The organism is Actinoplanes sp. NPDC051346, from assembly GCF_040682215.1.
GTDB lineage: Bacteria > Actinomycetota > Actinomycetes > Mycobacteriales > Micromonosporaceae > Actinoplanes.
The window spans coordinates 277,208-300,905 of sequence record NZ_JBFBAJ010000005.1 but is presented as its reverse complement, the minus strand read 5'-3'; the positions used below and the strand labels follow the sequence as shown (position 1 = coordinate 300,905).

At 71.2% G+C, this 23,698-nt stretch carries 20 protein-coding genes and 1 pseudogene; 8 read left to right on the top strand and 13 right to left on the bottom strand.

Going from position 1 to position 23,698, the window contains the following annotated elements:
* Positions 1–22: 22 nt before the first annotated feature.
* The 3 genes from AB0M36_RS15425 to AB0M36_RS15415 all read left to right on the top strand — a co-directional run bounded on the left by AB0M36_RS15425 (position 23) and on the right by AB0M36_RS15415 (position 5,171).
* On the top strand, positions 23–667 hold the full coding sequence (locus AB0M36_RS15425) for a hypothetical protein (protein WP_364157292.1): 645 nt from the start codon (positions 23–25) through the stop codon (positions 665–667).
* A 154-nt stretch (positions 668–821) separates the two neighbouring features.
* Positions 822–3,713 carry an AAA family ATPase gene (locus AB0M36_RS15420; protein WP_364157289.1) on the top strand — a complete coding sequence of 964 codons (2,892 nt, stop codon included), beginning with the start codon at positions 822–824 and terminating at the stop codon, positions 3,711–3,713.
* Positions 3,714–3,833: 120 nt separating this feature from the next.
* Positions 3,834–5,171: a hypothetical protein gene (locus AB0M36_RS15415; RefSeq protein WP_364157286.1), complete on the top strand. Its 1,338-nt coding sequence runs from the start codon at positions 3,834–3,836 to the stop codon at positions 5,169–5,171.
* Between the two features lie 472 nt (positions 5,172–5,643).
* Here AB0M36_RS15415 and rdgB read toward each other — a convergent pair whose 3' ends face one another.
* The 4 genes from rdgB to AB0M36_RS15395 form a co-directional block, all read right to left on the bottom strand.
* Positions 5,644–6,258, bottom strand: a complete 615-nt coding sequence (gene rdgB, locus AB0M36_RS15410; protein ID WP_364157284.1) for an RdgB/HAM1 family non-canonical purine NTP pyrophosphatase — start codon at positions 6,256–6,258, stop codon at positions 5,644–5,646.
* Positions 6,255–6,983 carry a ribonuclease PH gene (gene rph / locus AB0M36_RS15405; RefSeq protein ID WP_364157281.1) on the bottom strand — a complete coding sequence of 243 codons (729 nt, stop codon included), beginning with the start codon at positions 6,981–6,983 and terminating at the stop codon, positions 6,255–6,257. The genes rdgB and rph overlap by 4 nt, the downstream gene beginning before the upstream one ends.
* A 261-nt stretch (positions 6,984–7,244) precedes the next feature.
* Complete coding sequence (locus tag AB0M36_RS15400) at positions 7,245–8,489, bottom strand: glycosyltransferase (protein WP_364157278.1); 1,245 nt, start codon at positions 8,487–8,489, stop codon at positions 7,245–7,247.
* Positions 8,490–8,550: 61 nt separating this feature from the next.
* Positions 8,551–9,297, bottom strand: a complete 747-nt coding sequence (locus AB0M36_RS15395) for an MBL fold metallo-hydrolase (protein WP_364157276.1) — start codon at positions 9,295–9,297, stop codon at positions 8,551–8,553.
* Positions 9,298–9,558: 261 nt separating this feature from the next.
* Between AB0M36_RS15395 and AB0M36_RS15390 the strand changes: the two genes are divergently transcribed.
* On the top strand, positions 9,559–9,984 hold the full coding sequence (locus AB0M36_RS15390; RefSeq protein WP_364157273.1) for a hypothetical protein: 426 nt from the start codon (positions 9,559–9,561) through the stop codon (positions 9,982–9,984).
* 138 nt (positions 9,985–10,122) lie between these two features.
* On the opposite strand, the gene AB0M36_RS15385 is transcribed toward AB0M36_RS15390, so the two are convergent.
* From AB0M36_RS15385 to clpS, 5 genes and pseudogenes are all read right to left on the bottom strand, one after another.
* Positions 10,123–11,088 (bottom strand): cysteine synthase, encoded by a 966-nt coding sequence (locus AB0M36_RS15385; protein WP_364157270.1) that lies wholly within the window; start codon positions 11,086–11,088, stop codon positions 10,123–10,125.
* Between the two features lie 5 nt (positions 11,089–11,093).
* Positions 11,094–11,426 carry a MoaD/ThiS family protein gene (locus AB0M36_RS15380; protein WP_364157267.1) on the bottom strand — a complete coding sequence of 111 codons (333 nt, stop codon included), beginning with the start codon at positions 11,424–11,426 and terminating at the stop codon, positions 11,094–11,096.
* Positions 11,427–11,490: 64 nt separating this feature from the next.
* Positions 11,491–11,993 (bottom strand): annotated as a pseudogene (locus AB0M36_RS15375) (M67 family metallopeptidase).
* 76 nt (positions 11,994–12,069) lie between these two features.
* Entirely contained in the window at positions 12,070–12,576 is a 507-nt protein-coding gene (locus AB0M36_RS15370; RefSeq protein ID WP_364157265.1) for a DUF2017 domain-containing protein, read from the bottom strand.
* A 40-nt stretch (positions 12,577–12,616) separates the two neighbouring features.
* On the bottom strand, positions 12,617–12,907 hold the full coding sequence (gene clpS / locus AB0M36_RS15365) for an ATP-dependent Clp protease adapter ClpS (RefSeq protein ID WP_364157263.1): 291 nt from the start codon (positions 12,905–12,907) through the stop codon (positions 12,617–12,619).
* Positions 12,908–13,321: 414 nt separating this feature from the next.
* Between clpS and AB0M36_RS15360 the strand changes: the two genes are divergently transcribed.
* The 3 genes from AB0M36_RS15360 (at position 13,322) to AB0M36_RS15350 (ending at position 17,944) form a co-directional block, all read left to right on the top strand.
* Entirely contained in the window at positions 13,322–15,946 is a 2,625-nt protein-coding gene (locus AB0M36_RS15360; protein WP_364157261.1) for a LuxR C-terminal-related transcriptional regulator, read from the top strand.
* A 95-nt stretch (positions 15,947–16,041) separates the two neighbouring features.
* Positions 16,042–17,331 carry a nicotinate phosphoribosyltransferase gene (locus AB0M36_RS15355; protein WP_364157259.1) on the top strand — a complete coding sequence of 430 codons (1,290 nt, stop codon included), beginning with the start codon at positions 16,042–16,044 and terminating at the stop codon, positions 17,329–17,331.
* Between the two features lie 28 nt (positions 17,332–17,359).
* The gene (locus tag AB0M36_RS15350) at positions 17,360–17,944 is read left to right on the top strand and encodes an isochorismatase family protein (protein ID WP_364157257.1); all 585 of its coding nucleotides are present in this window, start codon (positions 17,360–17,362) and stop codon (positions 17,942–17,944) included.
* Between the two features lie 19 nt (positions 17,945–17,963).
* On the opposite strand, the gene AB0M36_RS15345 is transcribed toward AB0M36_RS15350, so the two are convergent.
* The 3 genes from AB0M36_RS15345 to AB0M36_RS15335 form a co-directional block, all read right to left on the bottom strand.
* On the bottom strand, positions 17,964–19,343 hold the full coding sequence (locus AB0M36_RS15345) for an MFS transporter (RefSeq protein WP_364157254.1): 1,380 nt from the start codon (positions 19,341–19,343) through the stop codon (positions 17,964–17,966).
* 149 nt (positions 19,344–19,492) lie between these two features.
* Positions 19,493–21,244, bottom strand: a complete 1,752-nt coding sequence (gene ctaD, locus AB0M36_RS15340) for a cytochrome c oxidase subunit I (RefSeq protein ID WP_364157251.1) — start codon at positions 21,242–21,244, stop codon at positions 19,493–19,495.
* 124 nt (positions 21,245–21,368) lie between these two features.
* Positions 21,369–22,478: an FAD-dependent monooxygenase gene (locus AB0M36_RS15335; protein WP_364157248.1), complete on the bottom strand. Its 1,110-nt coding sequence runs from the start codon at positions 22,476–22,478 to the stop codon at positions 21,369–21,371.
* A gap of 141 nt (positions 22,479–22,619) precedes the next feature.
* Here AB0M36_RS15335 and AB0M36_RS15330 point away from each other — a divergent pair, with 141 nt between their 5' ends.
* Positions 22,620–23,012 (top strand): VOC family protein, encoded by a 393-nt coding sequence (locus AB0M36_RS15330; protein WP_364157245.1) that lies wholly within the window; start codon positions 22,620–22,622, stop codon positions 23,010–23,012.
* Here the strand turns inward: AB0M36_RS15330 and AB0M36_RS15325 are convergent.
* The gene (locus AB0M36_RS15325) at positions 23,005–23,670 is read right to left on the bottom strand and encodes a helix-turn-helix transcriptional regulator (RefSeq protein WP_364157242.1); all 666 of its coding nucleotides are present in this window, start codon (positions 23,668–23,670) and stop codon (positions 23,005–23,007) included. The genes AB0M36_RS15330 and AB0M36_RS15325 overlap by 8 nt on opposite strands.
* Positions 23,671–23,698: the final 28 nt, after the last annotated feature.

The following is a 23,698-nucleotide window of genomic DNA, read 5'->3' as shown; positions in this document are numbered from 1 at the left end:
CCGCGATGGGAGGTAGCAGACCATGAGAATGCTCACCCGTGCCACGGTCGCCCTGACGCTCGCGGCGTTGACCGCCGTAGGAGTCGGCGGCACATCCGCCGCCGCCGCTCCCGCACCGCAACCCGCCCCGGTCGCCTCGACGGCCACGCTCATCCCCTACGGCGAAGGCTCGACCGCGGTGGAGCAACAGCGCTCGGCCATCGCCAGCCAACACAACCTGTCCGCCCAGGCCATCCTCTGCTGGCACAACGTGTCCATCTACGCGAACGCCAACGGCCGCTGGGTCTCCATGGAGAAGGGCTACGCCGCCGGCGACAACGGCATGCTCCGCGCCCGCGCCACGGTCATCGGGCCCTGGGAGCGCTACGTGGTCTGCCGCGACAACGTCACCGGCTACACGTACTGGGCCTCCCAGGACACCGGCCTGGTGGTGTCGACGGAACTCGGCTACAGCGCCGGCGACTACGGCATGCTCCGCGCCCGGGCCACGATCGTCGGACCGTGGGAGCAGTACTACACCACCTACGGACCGGGAAACTGGTTCTCGATGTATGCGTACGGCAACGGCCGCTGGGTCTCCACGGAGATCGGCTACGGCGGCGGCGACAACGGCATGCTGCGCGCCCGCGCCACGGTGATCGGGCCGTGGGAGCAGTACTACTGGTGACCCGCTGACCGCGACCGCGACGGCACCGTCGCGGTCGCGGTCGCGGTCGCGGTGAGGCGCGTCCCACGACACGGCGTTTAGATGCGTCGACTCGGTACGATCCCGCTCGGCGTCGATCAATGCGATGCCGAGCGAAGCGTGCGGAGCAGGGGCGATGGGGCATCAGGTTCTCGACGGCGACCGGCGGCGGGACACCCTCCCGCTGGTCGGCCGGGTGGTGGAGTTGGCCGCCCTGCGCGCCGTCCTCTACGGGCACGGCGACGGTCCGGCCGTACTGGTCGTCGCCGGCGACCCGGGCATCGGCAAGACCCGACTGCTCGCCGAACTGCTCGCCGAGGCGCGTCGTGAGGGACGCCTGGTGCTGTCCGGTGGGGCCACCGAGTTCGAACGGGAAGTGCCCTTCGGCGTACTCCGCAATGCTCTGGAGGACCACCTCCGCGGGTGGCATCCGGCCACTTTGGAAGCCGCAGACCTGCACCTGTTGCCCAACGCCTTCCGCGCGCTCGCCGCGGACGGCTCGGGTGACCCGTCCGAACTGCTGGCCGGTGAGCGCTACCGGCTGCACCGGGCCGTCCGGGCCGTGCTGGAGACCATCGCCGGGCCGGCCGGGCTGGTGCTCGTCCTCGACGACCTGCACTGGGCCGACGACGGCTCCCTGGAGCTCCTCGACCACCTGATGCGGCATCCGCCTCGCGCCCCGGTCCTGCTGGCCGTGGGATATCGGCCGCGACAGGCATCGACCCGGCTGCTCCAGACGCTCGCCGGGGCGAGCCAGCGGGGCCTGGCGACGACGATCGAGGTGGGGCCGCTCAGCGCCGCCGAGGCCGCCGACCTGCTCCCGGCCGACCTGAACCCGATGCGGCGCGAGCGGCTGTATCGCGCCACCGGCGGCAACCCGTTCTACCTCCAGGTGCTGGCCCGCATCGCGACGGCGGACCCGCAACCGGTGGACCTGCACGCCACCGGGCCGGTGGACACCGCGCTGGCCGGAGAGTTCGCCACGCTGGCGCCGCCGCATCGACAGGTGCTGCACGCCGCGGCGGTCTCCGGAGACGAGTTCGACCCGGGCCTGGTGGGAGCCGTCGCCGCCCTGGCGGAGCCCGACGTGCTGGTCGCGCTGGACGAGTTGGAGCAACGCGACCTCATCCGGCCGGGGAGCGCCCCGGGTCGGTTCCGGTTCCGTCATCCGTTGCTGCGCAGTGCCGCGTACCACCACGCCCGAGCGGCTTGGCGGCTCGGCGCGCACGCGCGCGCGGCGGCGGAGCTGAGCGAGCGGCGGGCGCCGGTGGACGTACGCGCCCCGCACATCGTCGCCTCCGCCGCGGTCGGCGATCTGGCCGCGGTGGACCTGCTCCGCACCGCCGCCGTGGAGGCGATGCACGCCACCCCGGCGGCCGCGGCGCACTGGCTCGGCGCGGCACTGAGGTTGCTGCCCCGGGAACCGGCGACGACGGTGCTGCGGCTGGGGCTGCTGAACCTGCGAGGCCGGGCGCTGGGAGTCACCGGCCGGCTCGGCGAGAGCCGGGAAATCCTCGGCGAGATCCTCCGACTCCTGCCCGTCGGCGACCCCCAGCGGGTGACAGCGGTCAGCTTCCTCGCCATCTTGCAGAACCTGATCGGCGACCACACCGAGGCCCGCGCCCTGCTGACCAAGGAACTGGCGGCGCTGCCGGAGCAGGACGGGCTCTCCGCCGGCGTGCTGCGCGTCGGACTCATCCTGACCAGCGTGATGTGCGGCCCGTCCGACACCGCTGACGTCGGCGAGGCGATCCGAGTAGCGCGCGGTACGGGCAACCGCCCGCTCCTCGCCTTCGCCCTGAGCGTCGGCGCCGTGGCCAGCCACTCCTTCGACGTCACCGACCCGCACACCCCCGCCTGGCTCGACGAGGCCGGCCGGCTCGTGGACGCCATGCCCGACAGCGAACTCGCCGAACGGCTCGACACGGTCACGTTCGTCAGCTGGGGCGAGTTGTACCGGGAGCGGTTCGACGCCGCCCGCCGGCACCTGGAACGGGCCCTGCGGGTCGCCCGGGGCAGCGGCCAGAGCCATGTCATCGGTGCCCTGCGCACCCTGCTGGGGGTTCTCTCCAGCATGACCGGGCAGCTCACGCGAGCACTCGTGCACCTGGAAGACGCGCGGGAGTCCGCCGTCCTCACCGGCTCGCCCCAGACCCACGCCCGGGTCCTCAGCTACCGCTCCTGGGTCAGCGTCTGGCGCGGCGAACTGGACGAGGCGGTCGCCCTCGGCGAGCAGGCTGTGGCGCTGGCGGCCACGGGCGGAGACAGCACGGACTGGCAGGGTGGATCGACGGAAATCTACCTCGGCTTCGCCCGGTACGCCGCCGGCGACCCGGCGGCGGGCCTGGAGTTGCTGGTACGCGGCGGACACACCGCGGGCCGAATATCGGTACGGCCCGTGTGGCGGGCACGCTGGTACCAGTGGCTCGCCGCGGCGGCCGCCGACGCCGGCGACGACCGCGAAGCCGCCAGCTGGGCGGCGCGAGCCGACGACCTGCCCGCGGTCGACGACCTGCCCCGGCGCGCCGGCTTCATCCACCTGGCGCACGTCCACGCGACACGACGCGGCGATCCCACGGCCGCCGCCGCTCACGCCGTGCGGGCGGCGGCCGCGTTCGAGCGGGCCGGAGACCGGATCGGCGCCGCCCAGGCACACCTGTACGCCGGGGCCGCGTACCGCGATCTCGGCTCCACGGCAGCGGCGGGAAGGGAAATCGCCGCGGCTCGCCTGGGTTTCGCCGCCTGCGGCGCCGCTCCCCACTGGCTGGAGACGCTGACCAGCGTCTCGTTGCTTTCCTCCAATGAACCTGTTGTGTCACCGGAGGCGGCTCTGCGGCTCACCCCCCGGGAACTCAGCATCCTGCGCCTGCTCGCCGAGTCGCTGACCGCCGCCGCGATCGCCCGGCGGCTGGGGATCAGTCCCGGCACCGTCCACAAGCATCTCGGCCGGCTGTACCGCAAACTCGGCACGACCGACCGGTTGGCTACAGTGCTGCGCGCCCGAGAGGCCGGCCTGCTGCCGCGATAGCCGCCCGCACAGTCGATCCCGCACTTGTCAAGATCCCAATCTTGCCATCTGTATCGATGCCGGCCGCACCTCTACGGTCACAGCGACAGCACCTTGGCGAGAAACATACGGGGGACTTTCATGAGGAAAAACATGTCGGCGAAGTCGATGGGGATATTCACCACCGGCGTCACGCTGGCCGGCCTGGTGGCGTTCGCGGCGCCCGCCGCGGCAGAGACGCCGACGCCGACCTTCGTACGCTCGAGTGTGAAGACCGGCGGTGGACAGGTTACCCAGAAAGACCTGAACTTCGAGGAAGTGTCGTTGAGCAACGACGCACGCTTCACCCTCTTCACCTCCAATGCGACCGACCTGGTGCCGGGCGACACCAACGGGGCGTGGGACGTCTTCCTCCGCGACAGCCTGGAGAACGTGACGACGAGAGTCAGCGTCTCGAGCTCCGGGGAACAGGGCGAAGGCGAGATGTCGTCGGCGAGTAGCGACCCGTCGATGAGCGCCGACGGCCGCTACGTCGTCTTCGAGTCCCACGCTGAGAACCTCGTAGCCGGCGACACGAACCGGCGCAAGGATGTCTTTCTCCGGGACACTGTCACCAGCGTGACCACCCGGCTGAGCCTCACCGAGGACGGTGGGCAGGCCGCGTCGGAGAGCGGAGACGCGGCGATCAGCCCCGACGGTCACTTCGTCGCCTTCGAGTCGTACGCACCCCTGGTGGCGAGCGACACCGACAGCGAGGCGGACGTATACCTGCGTGAGCTGGCGACCGGACGCACCGTGCGGGTCAGTGAGTCCTCCGACGGCCTGCCGCTGCGCGATCCCCGGTACGGATTCGGCAGCCTGGCGGTCACGGCCGGCGGACGTCATGTCCTGTTCGAATCGGCCGCCGAGAACCTGGTCCCCGGCGACACCAACGGTAGGTACGACGTGTTCGTCCGCGACATGGCGGCCGGCACCACCGTCCGCGCCTCGGTGTCCGGAACCGGCGCACAGGCCGACGGCTCCAGCAGCGGCGCGACGATGAGCGCGAACGGCCGCTACGTGGCGTTCACCTCGTCGGCGAAGAACCTGCGGCCCGACACCGGCGGACATCCGATGCAGGCGTACGTGCGCGACCTCGTCGAGAACACGACGACGCTGGCCAGCCTGCGCGACGGCGACTCACCCCAGGGCGAGGAATTCACGGAGACCGCCCGTATCAGCCCGGACGGCCGCCACCTCGCGTTCCAGATCGCGTTCGTACCGGGAACGAAGGCCGGCATCTACGTTCGCGACCTGAATGCCCGCACCAGCCGCCTGGTCACCGTGTCGCCCACGGGTGGACCGCTCGATGGGGACAGTTGGGGTGCCCATTTCAGTGCGGACGGCCACCACCTGGCTTTCGAGTCGAACGCCTCGAACCTGGTCGACGACGACACGAACAAGGCCCAGGACGTCTTCGTTCGCCTGAACGTTCTCTAGGTCCTTTGCCAGGCAGGCGATTTCGCCGGGATGTCCTTTAGCGAGCGCCGATCGCGTCGGCCACCGTGGCGGTGGTCGACGCGGTCCGCTTCGCGGCGAACGTCGTCGGGTCGGTCGCTACCTACCAGGACAGCGACCGGTCTAAACGGGGGCCGCCCCGCCCCCAGCGACCAGACGGCCAGGCGAGCACGCGGCCGGGCGAGCACGCGGCCGGGCGAGCACGCGGCCGGGCGAGCACGCCGCCAGACGGCTACGCGGCCAAGCGCCAAGCGGCCACGCGACCGCCCCGAGTGGGCCTGGATCCGGCAAAGGAGGCAGCACTCCTGCGCTGACCGCCACGCGACCAGAGGGTCAAGCGGTCAAGCGGCCACGCGACCAGAGGGTCAAACGGCCAAGCGGTCAGAGGGTCAGGCGGTCAGGCGGTCAGGCGGTCAGGCGGTCAGAGGGGCAAGCGGTCAGAGGGCAGTGGCAGCTAGCGGGGCAACTCCTTGGCGATCACCTTGGACAGCTCGCGGAAGGCCTTGCCCCGGTGGCTGATGGCGTCCTTCTCCGCCGGGGACAGCTCGGCGTTGGTGCGCTCCTGACCGTCGCCGAGGAAGATCGGGTCGTAGCCGAAGCCGCCGGTGCCGCGTCGGGAGCGCAGGATGTGGCCGCGCTGGCGGCCTTCGACGAGGTGTTCGCGGCCGTTGGGCAGGACCAGGGCGGCCGCGCAGACGAAGGCGCCGCCGCGGTGCTCGTCGGGGACGTCGCTGATCTGGGCCAGGACGAGGTCGAGGTTCCCCTGGTCGTCGCCGTGGCCGCCGGCCCAGCGGGCGCTGAACACGCCAGGCATGCCGTTGAGGGCGTCGACGGCCAGGCCGGAGTCGTCGGCGACCGTGGGCAGGCCGGTGCGGGAAGTGCCCTCGCGGGCCTTGATCAGGGCGTTCTCGCCGAAGGTCAGGCCCGTCTCCGGGACCTCCGGGTAGTCGGGGAAGTCACCGAGGCCGACCAACTCGATGCCGCCCGTGCCCAGCGCGAGGTCGAGAATGCGTTGCAGCTCGACGAGCTTCTTCTTGTTGGCCGTGGCGAGCAGCAGGCGGGCGGTCACGACGCGAGAGCCTTCTGCTGGGCGGCGGCGAGCTCCGCGCAACCGAGGACACCCAGGTCGAGCAGGGCATCGAGCTGGTCGCGGCGGAACACATTGGCCTCGCCGGTGCCCTGGACCTCGACGAAGTCGCCATCGCCGGTGCAGACGACGTTCATGTCGACGTCGGCGGCGACGTCCTCGGTGTACATCAGGTCGAGGCGGGGTTCGCCGGCGATGATGCCGACGCTGACCGCCTGGATCGAGCGGTGCACGACCGCGGCCGGCTTGCCGGCCAGTGACTTGCGGTCGGCGAGCCAGGTGACGGCGTCGTGGAGGGCCACATAGGCCCCGGTGATGGCCGCCGTGCGGGTGCCGCCGTCCGCCTGCAGCACGTCGCAGTCGAGGACGATGGAATTCTCCCCGAGCGCCTTGAGGTCGATGCAGGCCCGCAGGCTGCGCCCGATCAGCCGGGAGATCTCCTGGGTGCGGCCGCCCACTTTGCCCTTGACGCTCTCGCGATCGCCGCGGGTGTTGGTGGCGCGCGGCAGCATCGCGTATTCCGCGGTGACCCAGCCGAGCCCGGAACCCTTGCGCCAGCGCGGGACCCCCTCGGTCACGCTGGCAGTGCAGAGCACCCGGGTGTCGCCGAACTCGACGAGCACCGATCCCTCCGGATGGATGCTCCACCGGCGGGTGAGGGTCACGGGACGGAGTTGATCCGGCGCTCGGCCGTCGGGGCGTGCCATGGCCAAGAGCCTAGGCGGACGGCGACCCCTCCGCGCCGCCGGGTGCCGCGCCTGTGGACAACTCACCCACTCCGCGCGGCCGAATGCCGGGCCTGTGGACAACTCACCCACTCCGCGCGGCCGAATGCCGAGCCTGTGGACAACTCACCCACTCCGCGCGGCCGAATGCCGGGCCTGTGGACAACCCCGGCCACTCCGCCCGCCGTATGCCAGGCTTCAGGCCAGAGCCCGGGGAGCAGGACCGACGAGATCCGTGCTGGGTCAGATGCCGTCGCCCACGGGGGCGGATCGCATGCTCGAGGCCGCACCGACCGGAACCGCGGGCCGCAGCATCCGCGGGTTCTGCCGGGCGACCACCGTCGATGGCCGCAGCGCGGCTCGGGCACCGTGCGCCCGCAGGAAACCGTCCACCGCCTGCGGCCAGCCGAAGAGCTCGGCCCGGGACCGTGCGGCGGCGCGGCGCTCCCGTTCGGGACGCTCCATCAGATTGCGTACGCCCTCAGCGAAGTCCTCGGGCGTGCCCGGCACGGCCATCCCCGCCTCGCCGACGACCTCGGGCAGCGCGCTGGCGTTGTTGACCACCACCGGCGTGCCGCAGGCCAGTGCCTCCAGGGCGGCGAGTCCGAATGTTTCCACCGGTCCGGGTGCGACGGCGATGTCCGCGCTAGCGAGGAGAGCGGCGACGTCGTCACGGTCTGTAATGTGTCCCGCGAAGCGCACCGGCAGCCGTGCCGCGCGGTAGGCCAGGGCGGCGCGGCGGGATCCGTCGCCGGCCATCACCAGGACGGCGGGTGCTTTGGCGGCGCGCAGGGCGGCGATGGTGTCGACGGCGAGTTCGGGGCGCTTGTCGGCGGAGAGCCGGCTGCAGCAGACCACGAGCAGTTCGTCGGGCCGGGCGTACTGGTCGCGGAGGGCTGAGTCGCGGCGGCTCGGGTGGAATTGGCGCAGGTTGACCCCGAGCGGGATCTCCACCAGGTTGGGCACGCCGAGGCGGCGGAACTCGGCGGCGGCGAAGGCGGTGGTGCAGACGATCTGGTCGAACGATTCGGCCGTGCGCCGGTTGAGCCGGTTCGCGAGCGAGTCGCGGTAGGGCATGCCCCAGACGCCGAGCAGGCCCGCCAGGCTCTCGTGGGAGACCATCATCGATCCGACGCCGCGTTCGCGTGCCCATTGGCCGGTCCAGCGCAGGGTGGAGCGGTCGGAGACCTCGAGGCGGTCGGGGGCCAACTCGTCGAGCAGGCGGGCGAGTCGGCGACGTCCGGTCAGGACGCGGTGGCCGCCTGTTCTGGGCAGGTGGTGGCCGGGCAGCGTGATGACCCGGCCCTGGTCGGTCATCTCGTCGGAGTGTCCGCGACCCGGCACGATCAGAATCGGCTCGTGCCCCGCCTGCCGGTAGCCCTCGCCGAGGTGGCGCAGGGCCGTCCGCAAGCCGCCGGAGCGAGGTGAGACAAAGTTCGCCAGTCGGACGATGCGCAGCCCACGCCCGCCTCCTGATCCACCGGTCATGCAGGGCACTCCCAAGGTCACGATCTCATCGATGGTGCGCTGGTGCCGTCCCCTCGGCAGCTCACAGATCGTAGCGGGCTCCGGGTCGGACTACCTCCACCGGACCCGCGTACGCGGCACACGCGGCCTCCACAGTAGAGGCCTCGGAGGCCCAGGCGGGCACCAGGTGGGTCAGCAGGAGACGCGCCACGTCGGCTTTGGTGGCCGCCTCGCCGGCTTCGCCGCCGGTCAGGTGCAAGTCGGGCGGGTTGGCCACGCCGTCGAGGTAACTTGCCTCACACAGGAACAGGTCGGCGCCCTGGGCCAGGCGCAACAGCGGCTCGCAGGGGGCGGTGTCTGATGAGTAGGCGAGGACGCGTCCGTTGTGCTCCACCCGTACCCCATAGGTTTCGATGGGGTGGTTGACCCGGTCGGCCGTGACGGTAAACGGACCGATGGGGAATGTTCCGGGCTGCAGGGCATAGAAGGTGTAGACGTCGTCCACGGCCTCGTTCTCGGAGCTGTAGGCCGCGGAGATGCGCTCGGCCGCACCCATCGGCGCGTAGACCGGGAGCGGGGGAAGCGGCCCGCCGGGCGCGTAGCGACGGACCACCACATAGGTGCAGGCGTCGAGCATGTGATCGCAGTGCAGGTGAGTCAGCAGGATCGCATCGACGGCATCGATGCCCGCATAACGCTGCAAAGCAGACAGGGAACCGGAGCCGAAGTCGATCAGCAGCCGGAAGCCGTCGGCCTCCACGAGGTAGGCGGAACAGGCCGACTCGGGGCCGGGGAAACTGCCGGCACAGCCGAGAACGGTCAGTCGCATGCGGGTCCCTCTGGTTCACGCTCGGTCGTCCACGTCTTTGCCGACTGACCACCGGCAAAGATTGCAGACCAGTCAATCACGCTGCGCAGCCTACGCCGGGACCAGCGCGTCACGTAAACGTCTGATCGATTTGTCGCTAAATCGACAACGTATGTCACACCGGTCGTGAGCTGGGTCATTTTCGGTCGCGTTACGCCATGTGAGTTCCGTCCGTTGCACACCGTGAAGGGGACAGACAGGACAAATACTAAGGGGCGAAAAGTGACGACGACGGACGTGGACCAGAGCACCGCGACACCCGAGGTGGCGGCTCTGGAAGTCGTGCCCTTCGGCTGGGAACCGGTCCGCCCGGCGGCCCCGTCCGCCACCGGCGACGACGAGGTCCTGTTCCGCTTTCCGGCCGCCGACGATCCCGCTCCGGGCACTCGCCGCCTGCTCGGCATGTCGATCTACGCGGCGCTGCTGGGCCTGGCCGGCGTGGGCGTCGGGGTGCGCGGGCTGCTCTCGCAGATCGGCGGCGGGGTCCCCGGGTGGTACACGTGGGTCCTGGCCTTTTTCGGCATGGTGAGCGTGGCGCTGTCGGTGGGCGCGTTCCTGTCGATCCACCGGCCGTTGTTGCCGTGGCTGCTGCTGATCGCGGCCGCCGTGCCACTGATCGCGGACGTCATGCTCGCGGTGGCCTACTAAGCGGTGGCCCTCTAAGCGGTGGCCCTCTAAGCGGTGGCCCGGCGAGGATCTCCCGAGCGAGGACCTACCGCTGACCAAGCAGCCCAGGCGCCATCGGCCTGGGCTGCTGCTGGACCGCCAAGACCGGCGGGACAGACCCTAAGCCCAGAGCTGCCCCTCGAGCGCGTCCTCGGCGTCGGAGAGCGTGCCGCCATAAGCGCCGGTCGAGAGGTATTTCCAGCCGCCGTCGCACACCACGAAGGCCACGTCCGCCTGCCGCCCCTCCTTGACCGCCTCGTGGGCGACCGCGAGCGCCGCGTGCAGGATGGCTCCGCTGGAGAAGCCGGCGAAGATGCCCTCGACCTCGACGAGTTGGCGGGTGCGCAGGACCGCGTCCCGGGTGCCGACCGAGAAGCGCCGGGTCAGGACCGTGGCGTCGTACAACTCGGGCACGTAGCCCTCGTCGATGTTGCGCAGGCCGTACACCAGCTCGCCGTAGCGGGGTTCCGCCGCGATGATCTGGATGCCGTCGACCTTTTCCCGCAGGTAGCGGCCCGTGCCCATGAGCGTGCCCGTGGTGCCCAGGCCGGCGACGAAGTGGGTGATCGTCGGCAGGTCGTGCAGCAGCTCCGGGCCGGTCGTCTCGTAGTGGGCGCGGGCGTTCGCGGTGTTGCCGTACTGGAAGAGCATCACCCAGTCCGGGTGCTCCGACGCGATCTGCTTGGCGACGGCGACCGCCTGGTTGGAGCCGCCCGCGGCGGGCGAGAAGATGATCTCCGCGCCGTACATGCGGAGGATCTGGGTGCGCTCGGCGGACACGTTCTCGGGCATCACGCAGACCAGGCGGTAGCCGCGCATCTTGGCGACCATGGCGAGGGAGATGCCGGTGTTGCCGCTGGTGGGCTCGAGGATCGTGTCGCCGGGGCGGAGGCGGCCGGATTCCTCCGCCTCGCGCACCATGAACAGCGCCGCCCGGTCCTTGATGCTGCCGGTCGGGTTGCGGTCCTCGAGCTTCGCCCAGAGCCGCACCGGCGGTGCCCCCTCGGGCACCGTCGGCGACAGCCGGGGCAGGCCGACGAGCGGCGTGCCCCCGCAGGCGTCCAGAAGGCTCTCGTAGCGAGCCATGGCGATTACTCGCCTTCGGCCGAGGGCCGTCCGAGCAGGGCGGCGGCCGCCGCGAAGCCGAGCGCGCCGCCGGCCACCGCCGGCAGGATGGTGATGGAGTCACCGTCGCTGACCTGCGCGTCGAGTGCGCCGAGGAAGCGGACGTCCTCGTCGTTGACGTAGATGTTGACGAAGCGGTGCAGGCCACCGTCGGGGGTGATGAGCCGGCCCTTGATGCCGTTGTGCTTGGCGTCCAGGTCGTCGATCAGGCGGGACAGGGTGTCGCCGGAGCCCTCGACGACCTTCGAGCCGCCGGTGTAGCTGCGCAGAATGGTTGGAACGCGAACTTCGATAGCCATGGCAGTAATGCTCCTTGCAGAAGAGGGTGTCGAAAGACGTTCAGGGCAGGTCGGGAGTTGTCGCTCAGCGACACTCGTAATAGACCGACGCGGGGCTCTGCCCAAACATGTACGACTGGACGGCGAACCCGTCCGCACTCTTCCTCACGCGTCCACCGTCGCATCCACGATGTTGACCTTTTCCTCGGTCACCACACCGTCCACGATACGGAACGAGCGGATCTCCTCGGAATTCGGTTCACGGGTCGAGACGAGCAGGTAATGGGCACCCGGCTCACCGGCGAACGAGATATCCGTCCGGGACGGATAGGCCTCGGTCGCGGTGTGCGAGTGGTAGATGACGACCGGCTCCTCGTCGTTGTCGTCCATCTCGCGCCACACCCGCAACTGCTCCATCGAGTCGAACTCGTAGAACGTCATCGAGCGTGCCGCGTTGTCCATGGCGATGAGCCGGGTGGGCAGGTCGCTGCCGGCAGGACCGGCGACCACGCCGCAGGCCTCGTCGGGATGATCCCGGCGAGCGTGGGCGACGATCGCTTCGATGATCGCGCTGTCGATGGTCAGCACGTCGTTCACATTACCGTGACGCCGCCGCGGTGCGGGGGTGGCAGTGGTCACGCACCGGGGCCGAGCGGGACGCTCCCTAGGCCTGCTCGATGTCCGGAAGCGCGTTGAGCAGGGATTCCTGGAGGTATCCCAGGTACGCGTACACGGAAAGCTGGAATACCCGACTGGATCCCGGATCGTGGATCACGGCCTCGTCGAGCTCGTCGCCGAGGTCGGTGTCGGACTGGATGTCGAGGCGGGTGGCCATGGCCAGCCGGGCGTCGTTGATGGCGCGCAGCCAGGCCTCGGCCTCCTCGCCGTCCAGGCGCACCTCCCCCGGGCCGTCGTCGGGCAGCGCCGCGAGGATCGCCCCGGCCTGGTCGATCTTGCCCGTCTTGAGGTCGCCCTCGGTGTAGAGGCGGAACTCGGCGGAGTCGTCGGGACGGTCGGGGTAGATGTCGGGGAAGAGCCGCGAGACGACGGGATCGGTGTGGTCGAAGCCGTCCATCAGCAGGCCGACAACCTCGCCGGCCACCTTGCGCAGCACCCGCACCTCGTCGACGGCGAAGGTGGCCACACACTGGCTGCCGTTGCGCCGGAACATCAGCCGATCACCCGCCTAGCATCGATCCACAGCCGAAAAGTCACGCGCGGTCCACCGTCGCCCACAGACCGTATCCGTGAAGCTGGGAGGCGTCCATCTCCATGCGCTCACGCGCGCCGGTCGACACGACCGCCTTGCCCTTGTTGTGGACGTCCATCATGAGCTTCTCCGCCTTCTCGCGGCTGAAGCCGAACAGTTTCTGGAACACCCAGGTCACGTACGACATCAGATTGACCGGATCGTCCCAGACAATGGTTACCCACGGTCGGTCATCAGCCGGTACCTCCTCGATCTGCGGCGTCTTGACGGGAGCGACCTGAGGCAACGCCATGTCCCCATCGTGCCACGCCGCCCGGGGCGCGGGTCCAGCCGCCGAGGGATGGCGCGGCCGGAGATTCTGTGGTCGCCGGAGGAAAACGGCAGGTCCGGGGCCCAACGAGCACCTAAGCCGGCCCCCGACAGGCGCCCAGCGGGGTGCGGCAGCGCCCGGCGGGGGCGCCAGGGAGGGCGGTCGGCAGGCGCCGGGGAGGGCGGTCGGCAGGCGCCGGGGAGGGCGGTCGGCAGGCGCCCGGGCCTGCCCCGCCAGGCATGGCCCGGGCACGTCGCGCCGGCACCGCCGAACCGTAAACGGCATACGGGGCCCGGGACAGATGTCGGATTACTCACCGTTTTACCCGCACATACTCATTCCGAGACGTGACCCCGGGGGCACCGCGAAGATGATAGATCTCGATATGCTGAGCCCGTGGAGCACTGGGAATTCGTCGGTCGCGCCGACGAGTTGTCCCGCCTCCGCACCGTCGCGACCAACGAGTCCGAGCGTGGGTTGATCCTCAGTGGCGTCGCCGGCATCGGAAAGAGCCGGTTGCTGCGCGAGGCGGTCACCGGCCTGGCGCAGGACAAATGGGCGGTCTGTTCCGCCTCGGCCACCATCGCGAGTTCCGGGCTGCCGTTCGGTGGTCTCGCCCAGATCCTGCCGCCTGACCCGCCCGCCGGCCTCTCGGCCGCGGGGCTGCTGCGCTGGGCCGCCGACGCCCTGCACGTGCTCGCCGGCGACCGGCCCATCGTGCTCGCCGTCGACGACGCCCACCTGCTCGATCCACCCTCCGCGGCGCTGGTGCACCTGCTCGTCCGGGAAAACGCGACGCTGCTCGCCACACTGCGGACCTCCGAGCCGGTGCCGCCGCCGATCTCCGCACTGTGGACCGAGGGCCTCGTCGGCCACGCCGAGCTGGCGCCGCTGCGGGCCGACGACTCCCAGGCACTGCTCACCGCCATGACGGGCGGCCCGGTCGAGGCCGGGTCCGCGCAACGGCTCGGCCGGCTGGGCGGCGGAAACCCGCTGCTGCTGCGCGAGCTGGTCATGGCCGCGGTCCGCGGCGGCGAGCTGGTGCGGGCGTACGGCTTCTGGCGCTGGACCGGCCGCCTCACCCTCGCGCCGAGCCTGGCGGAGCTGGTCGACGCCCGGGTCGGAAGCCTGACGGCCGGTGTCCGCGACGTCCTGGAGCTCACCTCGTTCGGCGAGCCGATCGGCCTGTCGCTGCTGCTGCGCGCCGCCGACCCGGCCGACGTCGAGGCCGCCGAGGAGCGCGGACTGATCCGGGTCGCCCGCGACGAGCGCCGACGCGACGTGAGCCTGGCACACCCGCTCTACGGCGAGGTCGTGCGCCGCCGCTGCCCGGTCACCCGGACCCGCAGGCTGCTGGCCACCCTCGCCGACCTGGTCGAAGACGTCGGCGCGCGCCGCCGCGACGATCTCCTGCGGGTCGCGGTCTGGCGGCTCGACTCCGGCACGGCCCAGGACGGAGCGCTGCTGCTCGACGCGGCGTCACAGGCGTTCGCGCGCTTTGACGTCGGGCTCGCCCGCCGCCTGGCCGCCGCGGCCCAGGACGCCAGCCACGGTGTCGGTGAGGCCCGCCATGATCCCGGCCCGCACGGCTCCTACCCGGCCGCCGAGCTGCTCGCGACGGCGCTGCTCTTCGCCGACGAGCCGGAGGAGGCCCTGGCGGTGCTGGACGCGTCGCCGGAGGACAGCGCCCGCCACACCACCGCCCGCGCGACCGTGGAGTTCTTCGGCCTGGGCCGGCCCGAGACCGCCGACACGCTCGCCGACACCCGACACGCCGATCCGGCCGACGCCGCGCGCGTCAGGGCCGTCGAGTCCTTCATCCGCCTGCAATGTGACCAGGCGGTCCGGGCACGGGAGCTCGCGGTCGGCGTGCTCGGCAACCCGGCGGCGAGCGTCCCGGCCCGCGGGCTGGCGAGGTGCGTGCTCGCCTTCCTGGCGGCGCTCGCCGGCGACCCCGACGGCGCCCGTGAGCTGCTCACGGCGGCCGGCGCCGACACCGCGGCCTGGCGGCGTGACATCCCGGCCCTGCAGTACGCGCTCCAGATGTGCGAGGGCACGCTGGTGAGCGTCTCGATGGACCTGCCGGCGATCGACCGGATCGTCACCGCGGAGTTCGCCGCCCTCGCACAGACCGGCGGTTTCGGCTTCGGCTCAGGCTGGGTGTCGCTGCTGGAGTCCCGGGCCGCGTGGCTGTCCGGCCGCACCGACGAGGCGCTGCGAGTGGTGGAGCAGGCCTGTGCCGCGCTTGCCATGACCAGGGTCTACGACGGTTGCGCCCACTTTGCCCGCGCGACCATCGCGGCACAGCGCGGCGATCACGCCCTGGCCCGCTCGTCGCTGGAGGTCGCGGACGCTTCCGCCAGCACCGCCACCGGCCTCTACTACGCCTGGCGGCAGCAGGCCCGGGCCTGGACCAGTGCCTGCGCGGGGGACATCGCCACCGCCGTACGGATGCTGCTCGATGTCGCGGCCCGGTTGCGGGCCGCCGGCTTCCACGCGGTGGAGCTGCTCGTGCTCTACGACCTCGTGCGGCTCGGCAGCCCCGAGCCGGCCTCCGCCCGGATGGCCCAGCTCGCCACGACCGTGGGCGGACGGGCGACCCCGCTGCTGGTGCGCCACGCCTGCGCCGGAGCGGACGGCGAGGCACACCTCGCGGTGGCCCGGGAGTTCTCCGTGCTCGGCTACCAGGTGTTCGCGGCGGAGGCGGCCGCCGGCGCGGTCCAGATCTTCCGTGCCGGCCGGGACCCGCGGGCGCTGGGCGCCAGCACGCTGCTCGCCGATCTGCTGGCGCGCTGCGAGACCCTGCGGACGCCCGCCCTGCTCGCGGTCCAGCCGACGTTGACCGTCCGGGAGCGGCAGGTGGCCGAGCTGGCGGCGGGCGGCGTCCGCAGCCGCGAGATCGCCGACCGGCTCTTCCTGTCGCCACGCACCGTGGAGAACCACCTACAGCGCGTCTATACAAAGCTGGGCGTGAGCGGGCGCAACGAGCTCGCTCCCGCACTGCGATTGCTTCCGCAATAAGGTAGGGGCGTGACTGACTGCACCGAGCTACGCCTACCTCTCCGCGGCGACGGCCGTGACAGCGAGGGCCAGGAAGGCACGCCGAGGAGGAACGGGTGACTGCCGCATTCTCTCCCGCGCTGCTGACCGATCAGTACGAGCTGACCATGGTGAGCGCGGCCCTCAAGGACGGGACGGCTCACCGCCGCAGCGTTTTCGAGGTGTTCGCCCGACGGCTGCCCGGCGGGCGACGCTACGGCGTGGCCGCCGGCCAGGGACGGCTGATGGAGCTGATCCGCGGCTTCCGCTTCACCGACGAGGACGTGGCCTTCCTGCGGAAGGCGGGCATCGTCGACGAGACCACGGCGTCGTGGCTCGCGGACTACCGGTTCACGGGCGACATCGACGGGTACGCCGAGGGCGAGCTCTTCTTCCCCGGCTCCCCGATCCTCACCGTGTCCGGCGGGTTCGCGGAGTGCGTGGTGCTGGAGACGCTGATCCTCTCGGTGCTCAACCACGACTGCGCCATCGCCTCGGCGGCCGCCCGGATGGTCACCGCGGCCCGGGGCCGGCCGATCATCGAGATGGGCTCCCGGCGTACGCACGAGGAGGCCGCCGTGGCCGCGGCCCGCGCGGCCTACCTCGCGGGTTTCGCCTCCACGTCAAACCTCGCGGCGGGCGGTCGCTACGGCATTCCGACCACGGGTACGTCCGCGCACGCCTTCACCCTGCTCCACGACGACGAGCCGGCGGCGTTCGCGTCGCAGGTGGCGGCGCTGGGCAAGAACACGACGCTGCTCGTGGACACCTACGACATCGCGCAGGGCATCCGCAACGCCATCGCGGTGGCGGGCCCGGACCTGCGGGCGGTCCGCATCGACTCGGGCGACCTGTCGGTGCTGGCCCAGCACTCCCGCGAGCTCCTCGACTCCCTCGGCGCGACCGAAACCAAGATCGTCGTCTCCGGCGACATGGACGAGTACGCGATCGCCGCCCTGGCCGCCGAACCGGTCGACATGTACGGCGCGGGCACGGCCGTCGTCACCGGCTCCGGGGCCCCCACGGCCGGCCTGGTCTACAAGCTGGTCGAGGTGGAGGGCCGACCGGTGGTGAAGCGCTCGGAGAACAAGGCGACGGTGGGCGGCCGCAAGACGGCGATCCGCCGCCACAAGCCCACGGGCACGGCCACCGAGGAGATCGTCGTCTCCCAGGGCGTGCCCGACCACCAGCCGAACGACCGGCTGCTGCAGCGCTCCTTCGTGGTGGCGGGTGAGGTGGCCGAGGCGCCGACGCTGACGGATTCGCGCGAGCATCTGCGGCAGTGTCTGATCTCGATCCCGTGGGAGGGGCTCAAGCTCTCGGCCGGAGACCCCGCCGTTCCCGTCACGATCGTCCCCACCGTCTGACCGGCCGTAGCATCCCGACGGAGGAACCATGGCCCGCGCTTTGATCATTGTCGACGTCCAGAACGACTTCTGCGAGGGCGGCTCCCTGGCCGTCCAGGGCGGAGCGGGCGTGGCGTCCGCCATCTCCTCGGCGCTCGCCGACCCTCAGGGCCGCTGGGACCACGTGGTGGCGACGAAGGACTATCACGTCGACCCCGGGGCGCACTTCAGCGTGCACCCCGACTTCGTGGACTCGTGGCCGGCGCACTGCGTGGTGGGCACGCCGGGTTCGGACTTCCACCCGGCCCTGACCACCGACCGGGTGGAGGCGGTCTTCCACAAGGGCGCACACGCGGCGGCGTACTCGGGCTTCGAGGGTCACACCGACACGGGTGAGGTCCTGACGGACTGGCTGCGCGCCCGCGGTGTGACCGAGGTCGACGTGGTGGGCATCGCCACCGACCACTGCGTGCGGGCGACGGCGCTGGACGCCAAGTCGGCGGGTTTCGGCACCACGGTGCTGCTCGACCTGACGGCGGGCGTCGCGGCGGCGACGACGGCGGCGGCCCTGACCCAGTTCGAGGAGGCCGCGGTGACGACGACGGGCGAACCGGTCGTCATCGCCGCGACCTGAGCCCGGCCCGCGTGAGCGGCTAGCGGACCGCGGCCGGAGTGTCGTCTACGGCAGGTCCGGCCGCGCCGTGCGCCCGGACACCCTCCCCGTCGTGCGCCCGGGCACCGTCCCCGGTGCGTCCCTCTCCGGCGCGGGACAGGACGCTGTCACCGGCTTCTGCGGGCACCGGCGTCCGTGCGGCAGCGGGCGACTCAGCGGCCCTGCGGTCGGGACCGGCGGGCGTGCTCTTGCCGGAGCGGCGGCGGAGCTCGGTCGGGAGCACCACCAGCGCCACCGCGAGTCCCACGCCGCCGACCGCCGCGAAGCCCCAGGCCGGCGACGACGCGTCCATCACCGCGCCGGCGATCGGCGCGCCCAGTGCGACGCCCACCGTCAGGGACGAGTTGTGCCAGCCCATCGCCTCGCCGCGGGCGGCGGCGGGGGCGAGGCGGCTCACCGCGTCCGCAGTGGCGGTGATCGTCGGGGCGCACAGGGCGCCGGCGGGCAGCAGGAGCAGGCCGAGCAGCCACCAGTGGCCGCCGCCCAGGCCCACGGGGATCGTGAGCAGGGCCATCGGGACCATCAACGTCAACGGCGACAGACCCCGCTTGACCGTTCCGTACGCGAGGCCGCCCAGCAACGAGTAGCCGGCCCACATGGCGAGCACCGCCCCGGTCCACTCGATCTCGCCGGCCTGCTGAAGCACGGCCACCACCGCGATGTCCGTGCCGCTGAGCACGAGGGCGGCGGCGGCGCTGACGGCGAGGACCGCGATCAGGCGCGGGCGTAGCCAGGAGCTGCGGGGCACCCGCTCGCCGGCGGAGATCGGCGCCTCGTCGGCGCCTCGGACCGGCGGGTTGAGCAGGAAGAGGCCGATGCCGGAGAGCAGGATGCCGGCGCCGACGGCGAACATCGCGGCGCGGGCTCCCACGACCGTGGAGATCAGGACGGCCAGGGCCGGGCCGGCCATGAACGACAGCTCGGTGGCGATCGAGTCGAGCGCGAAGGCGGGCAGCCGATGCGACTCGGGGGCCAGCGCCGCGATCGACTGCCGGGCGATCGAGAACGCGGGCAACGTCAGGAAGCCGCCGATCAGGGCGGCGACGAGCAGCGCCCAGTAGGGCATGGCCTGCGAGGCGGTCCAGAACGTCACCTCGGCGGCGGTGGTGAGCAGCAGGACGGGCCGCAACCCCTTGCGGTCGGTGATTCGCCCCATGACGGGAGCGCCGAGCGAGGTGCCGATGGTGAACGCGGCGCCGACCAGCCCCGCCAAGGCGTACTGGAGGCGGAGATCCTGGGTGACGTGCAGCGTGAGCGTGACCGTCCCGGCGGTGATGGGAATCCGGGCGAGGGTCGCCACGATGAGTAGCGACGGGATTCCGCGCAGTGCAAGCGTCTCCCGGTAAGGCGTAAATGTCATGTGCGGTCCTAACCTCCGCCCGACAGTGTCCGGCAGGGGTACGACATTCCCAACGAATTTGACGCAGGTCACGGCGAGCGGGCACGGAAAAGCCCGCCCCGGTCGGGTGCCGGGGCGGGCTTCGCGTCAGTGCGGTGAGCGGACCGGTGTTACTTCTTGTGGTCGCTCAGGTCTTCCCGGTAGGTCGCGCCGCCGTCCGACTCGCCGGTCAGCGGGCGGGCGCCGCCCTCCGGCGGGCCGGCGAGGGACTCGCCCGCGGCGAGCTCGGGGTACTTGGCGTCGAACGCCGGACGCTCCGAGCGGATCCGCGGCATGCGGTCGAAGTTGCGCAGCGGGGGCGGGCAGGACGTCGCCCACTCCAGGGAGTTGCCCGCGCCCCACGGGTCGTCCACCGTGACGAGCTGGCCGACCTTGTACGACTTCCAGACGTTGTAGATGAACGGCAGCGTCGAGGCGCCGAGCACGAACGCGCCGACCGTGGAGATCATGTTGAGCGTGGTGAAGCCGTCGTTCTGCTGGTAGTCCGCGTACCGGCGGGGGAAGCCCTCGGCGCCGAGCCAGTGCTGCACCAGGAACGTGGCGTGGAAGCCGAGGAACGTCAGCCAGAAGTGGACCTTGCCGAGGCGGTCGTCGAGCATCCGGCCGAACATCTTCGGGAACCAGAAGTAGATGCCGGAGAACACCGCGAACACGATCGTGCCGAAGAGCACGTAGTGGAAGTGCGCGATCACGAAGTACGAGTCGGACACGTGGAAGTCGATGGGCGGAGCGGCCAGCAGCACGCCGGACAGACCACCGAAGAGGAACGTGACCAGGAAGCCGATCGCGAACAGCATCGGCGTCTCGAAACTGATCTGCCCGCGCCACATGGTGCCGATCCACACGAAGAACTTCATGCCGGTCGGGACCGCGATCAGGAAGCTCAGGAAGCTGAAGAACGGCAGCAGCACCTGGCCGGTGACGAACATGTGGTGCGCCCACACGCTCATCGAGAGGGCGGCGATCAGCAGCGTGGCGCCGACCAGGCCCTTGTAGCCGAACACCGGCTTGCGGCTGAAGACCGGGATGACCTCGGTGATGATGCCGAAGAACGGCAGCGCGATGATGTAGACCTCGGGGTGGCCGAAGAACCAGAAGAGGTGCTGCCACAGCATCGGACCGCCGGTGTCGACGTCGAAGACGTGGGCGCCCAGCACGCGGTCGGCGGCGAGCGCGAAGAGCGCGGCGGCAAGGAACGGGAAGACCATGATCACCAGGAGGCTGGTGACCAGGATGTTCCACGTCATGATCGGCATCCGGAACATCGTCATGCCCGGCGCGCGCAGCGTGATGATCGTCGTGATGATGTTGACGCCACCGAGGATGGTGCCCAGGCCGGACAGTGCCAGGCCGACGACCCACATGTTGCCGCCGACACCCGGCGAGTGCAGGGAGTTGCTCAGCGGCGTGTACGCGAACCAGCCGAAGTCGGCGGCACCGCCGGGGGTGAGGAACCCGCCGATGGTGATCGTGCCGCCGAACAGGTACAGCCAGTAGGCGAAGGCGTTGAGCCGCGGGAACGACACGTCGGGCGCGCCGATCTGGATCGGCACCACGAAGTTCGCGAACGCGAACACGATCGGGGTCGCGAAGAACAGCAGCATGATCGTGCCGTGCATCGTGAACATCTGGTTGTACTGCTCGGGCGACAGCAGCTGCATGCCCGGGCGGGCCAGCTCGGTGCGCATGAGCAGGGCCATGAAGCCGCCCAGGATGTAGAACACGAAGGCGGTGATCATGTACATGATCCCGATCTGCTTCGCGTCCGTCGTCCGCAGGATCCGCGCGAGGGCCGAGCCCTTGACCTGCTGCCTGACCGGCCACGGCCGGGTCACGATCGGCTTAGGCGCAACGGTCGTCACGGATGTCCTCCGGTGTCTCGTTTCGTCCCACTGCGTACGCCAGAGATCAAAGGCGTACTCCGCAGGCAGAATAGTCCCCCGCCGACCTTCGGCGGGCGCGGGGTGACCAAAGACCACCCAGGCCTCAGAACGGCTCCACGAGCGCCCGGTAGTGATCCGTGAAGATCTGCTGGCCCCGCCTGCGCAGCATAGGGTCGCGCTCGGCCGGGGCGACGTCCCGGGTCCGGTCTCGCTCGTGGGTCTGCTCGCGGACCAGGTCACAACGTTCCCGCCGGCGCCGCTCATATGCGCGCAGGGCTGCGGAAACGTCGCCGCCGGCGGCTCTGAGCACCTCGCCCAGCACCACGGCGTCCTCCAGGGCCATCGCCGCGCCCTGAGCGAGGCTCGGCGCGGTGGCGTGAGCGGCGTCACCGACCAGCAGGACCGGCCCGGCGGTCCAGGCGTCGATCGCCACCTCGTCGGTGCGGGCCACCTGCACCTTTTCCACCGCGTCGAGGATCGCCGGCACGCACCCGCCGAAGTCGCCGAACAGCTCGCGCAGCCGTACCCGGGAATCCGCGGGGTTGGCGGTATCGGCCTCGACCGTCTCGTCGGCGTGGCAATACAGCCGCCGGCCGCCCATCGGCATGGCCACGAACTGGCAGCGGTCGCCGAGCAGCGCCGTCCAGTCGCTGAGCGCCGGCCCGCCGCTGACCACGCTGCGATAGATGATCTGACCTGTCGGCGCCGCCGCGTCGCCGAGCCCGGCCTTCTCCCGGATCGTGGAGCGCCGCCCGTCGGCGCCGACCACCAGGTCGTACTCCGCGACGCTGCCGTCGCCGAACTCGACCTTGGCGGCGCCGTCGATGGTGGTCAGGTCTCGCACCGCGGTGTCGTAGCGCACCTCCCCGCCGACGCCGGTGAGCAGCACCTGCTGGAGATCGGCGCGGGACACCGCGCGGGACTCGCCCACCCCGGCCCAGAGCGCGGCGACGTCCAGCTCGAAGAGCTCGCTTCCGGCGCTGTCGAGAAACACCTGGCGGAAGATCAAGTCACCGAGGGGCCGCAGCGGCGCGTCGAGCCCGAGCTGACGCATGGCGCGCGAGGCGTTGCCGGGCAGGAAGATGCCGGCGCCGGGGCTCATCGTCGCGGGAAGCTCCTCGACCACGTCCGGACGGAAGCCGGCGATCCGCAGCCCCCTGGCGGCGGCGAGACCACTGATACCAGCGCCCACAACCAGGATGCGCAAGGTCATCGCAGCAACGCCTCCGAGGGGTGGTCGATACGCGTCGGAGCCAAGACACTACCCGGCGCCACCGAGGCTTGAAACCCGCGATCATCGCCGCGTCCGATTTGTTCAAGACGAACGCTCCAGAGTGCTCGTAGCGTGTGGCTCATGGCACCTACCTTCGCTGCGATCGGCCTCGCCGTGGCCGACATGGGAAAGTCACTGGCGTTCTACCGGCGGCTCGGCCTCGACATTCCGGCCGGAGCCGAGGACGCACCGCACGTGGAAGCCACCCTGCCCGGTGGCGTCAAGCTGATGTGGGACACCTACGAGACGATCCGCTCGTTCTATCCGGACTTCTCCGTCACGGGCGGCGACGGGCGGATCAGCCTCGCCTTCGCCTGCGCCGGTCCGGCCGACGTGGACCGCACGCACGCCGCCCTGGTGAAGGCGGGCCACGAATCCCATCTGGAGCCGTGGGACGCGCCCTGGGGTCAGCGATACGCCGTCGTGCTCGACCCCGACGGCAACGGGGTCGATCTCTTCGCGCCGCTCACCTGATCAGCTCGCCCAACCGGACACCGGCCAGCGCCTTCACGTCACGCGCGAGATGGGCCTGGTCGGCGTAGCCCGCCGCGACCGACACCTCGGCGAACGGGCGGCCGCCCCGGGCCAGCCCCACGGCCGTCTGCAACCGCAGGATCCGGGCGAGCGTCTTGGGGCCGTACCCGAACTGGGCCCGGCAGCGTCGTTGCAGGTGGCGCGGGCTGAGGCCGCAGGAATCGGCGATCGCGCCGACCGGAACACCCGCGCGCGCTCCCGCCGCGACCGCGACCATCGTCGGGTCCGGGGTTCGCCACCGGCGCCGGGCGAAATCCTCCAGGGCCGCGAGCGGATCGTCGGCCTCGGCCAGCGGACGCACCCGAGCCGGGGTGAGCAGGTCCGCCAGGGGCACCCGGCGGTCGGTGAGCTCGTCGGCCGGCACCCCGAGCACGGAGGCGCCCACGCCGTCGGCGAAGCGCAGCGCGACCAGCCTGCTGCCGGGCGGTGCCGCCGCGACCTGGGCGGTCGTGTCCGGGCCAGCCACGAAGACGTCGCCGTCCTGCCAGATCACGTCGAGGCAGCCGTCGGGCAGGATCCGCTTGGTCGTGCTGCCCGGCGGCGCGACGCTGCGCCAGGCGACGACGTGCGGCAGCCTCGATGCCCATTCGGCGTACATGAACCGACCCTGGCACGGGGGTACGACA

Excerpts from the sequence above, each read along its gene's own strand:
- AB0M36_RS15425 (WP_364157292.1), top strand. The coding sequence starts at position 23 with ATGAGAATGCTCACCCGTGCCACGGTCGCCCTGACGCTCGCGGCGTTG.
- AB0M36_RS15420 (WP_364157289.1), top strand. The coding sequence starts at position 822 with ATGGGGCATCAGGTTCTCGACGGCGACCGGCGGCGGGACACCCTCCCG.
- AB0M36_RS15415 (WP_364157286.1), top strand. The coding sequence starts at position 3,834 with ATGAGGAAAAACATGTCGGCGAAGTCGATGGGGATATTCACCACCGGC.
- rph (WP_364157281.1), bottom strand. The coding sequence starts at position 6,983 with ATGGCACGCCCCGACGGCCGAGCGCCGGATCAACTCCGTCCCGTGACC.
- AB0M36_RS15400 (WP_364157278.1), bottom strand. The coding sequence starts at position 8,489 with ATGACCGGTGGATCAGGAGGCGGGCGTGGGCTGCGCATCGTCCGACTG.
- AB0M36_RS15395 (WP_364157276.1), bottom strand. The coding sequence starts at position 9,297 with ATGCGACTGACCGTTCTCGGCTGTGCCGGCAGTTTCCCCGGCCCCGAG.
- AB0M36_RS15385 (WP_364157270.1), bottom strand. The coding sequence starts at position 11,088 with ATGGCTCGCTACGAGAGCCTTCTGGACGCCTGCGGGGGCACGCCGCTC.
- AB0M36_RS15380 (WP_364157267.1), bottom strand. The coding sequence starts at position 11,426 with ATGGCTATCGAAGTTCGCGTTCCAACCATTCTGCGCAGCTACACCGGC.
- AB0M36_RS15370 (WP_364157265.1), bottom strand. The coding sequence starts at position 12,576 with ATGTTCCGGCGCAACGGCAGCCAGTGTGTGGCCACCTTCGCCGTCGAC.
- clpS (WP_364157263.1), bottom strand. The coding sequence starts at position 12,907 with ATGGCGTTGCCTCAGGTCGCTCCCGTCAAGACGCCGCAGATCGAGGAG.
- AB0M36_RS15350 (WP_364157257.1), top strand. The coding sequence starts at position 17,360 with ATGGCCCGCGCTTTGATCATTGTCGACGTCCAGAACGACTTCTGCGAG.
- AB0M36_RS15345 (WP_364157254.1), bottom strand. The coding sequence starts at position 19,343 with ATGACATTTACGCCTTACCGGGAGACGCTTGCACTGCGCGGAATCCCG.
- AB0M36_RS15335 (WP_364157248.1), bottom strand. The coding sequence starts at position 22,478 with ATGACCTTGCGCATCCTGGTTGTGGGCGCTGGTATCAGTGGTCTCGCC.
- AB0M36_RS15330 (WP_364157245.1), top strand. The coding sequence starts at position 22,620 with ATGGCACCTACCTTCGCTGCGATCGGCCTCGCCGTGGCCGACATGGGA.
- AB0M36_RS15325 (WP_364157242.1), bottom strand. The coding sequence starts at position 23,670 with ATGTACGCCGAATGGGCATCGAGGCTGCCGCACGTCGTCGCCTGGCGC.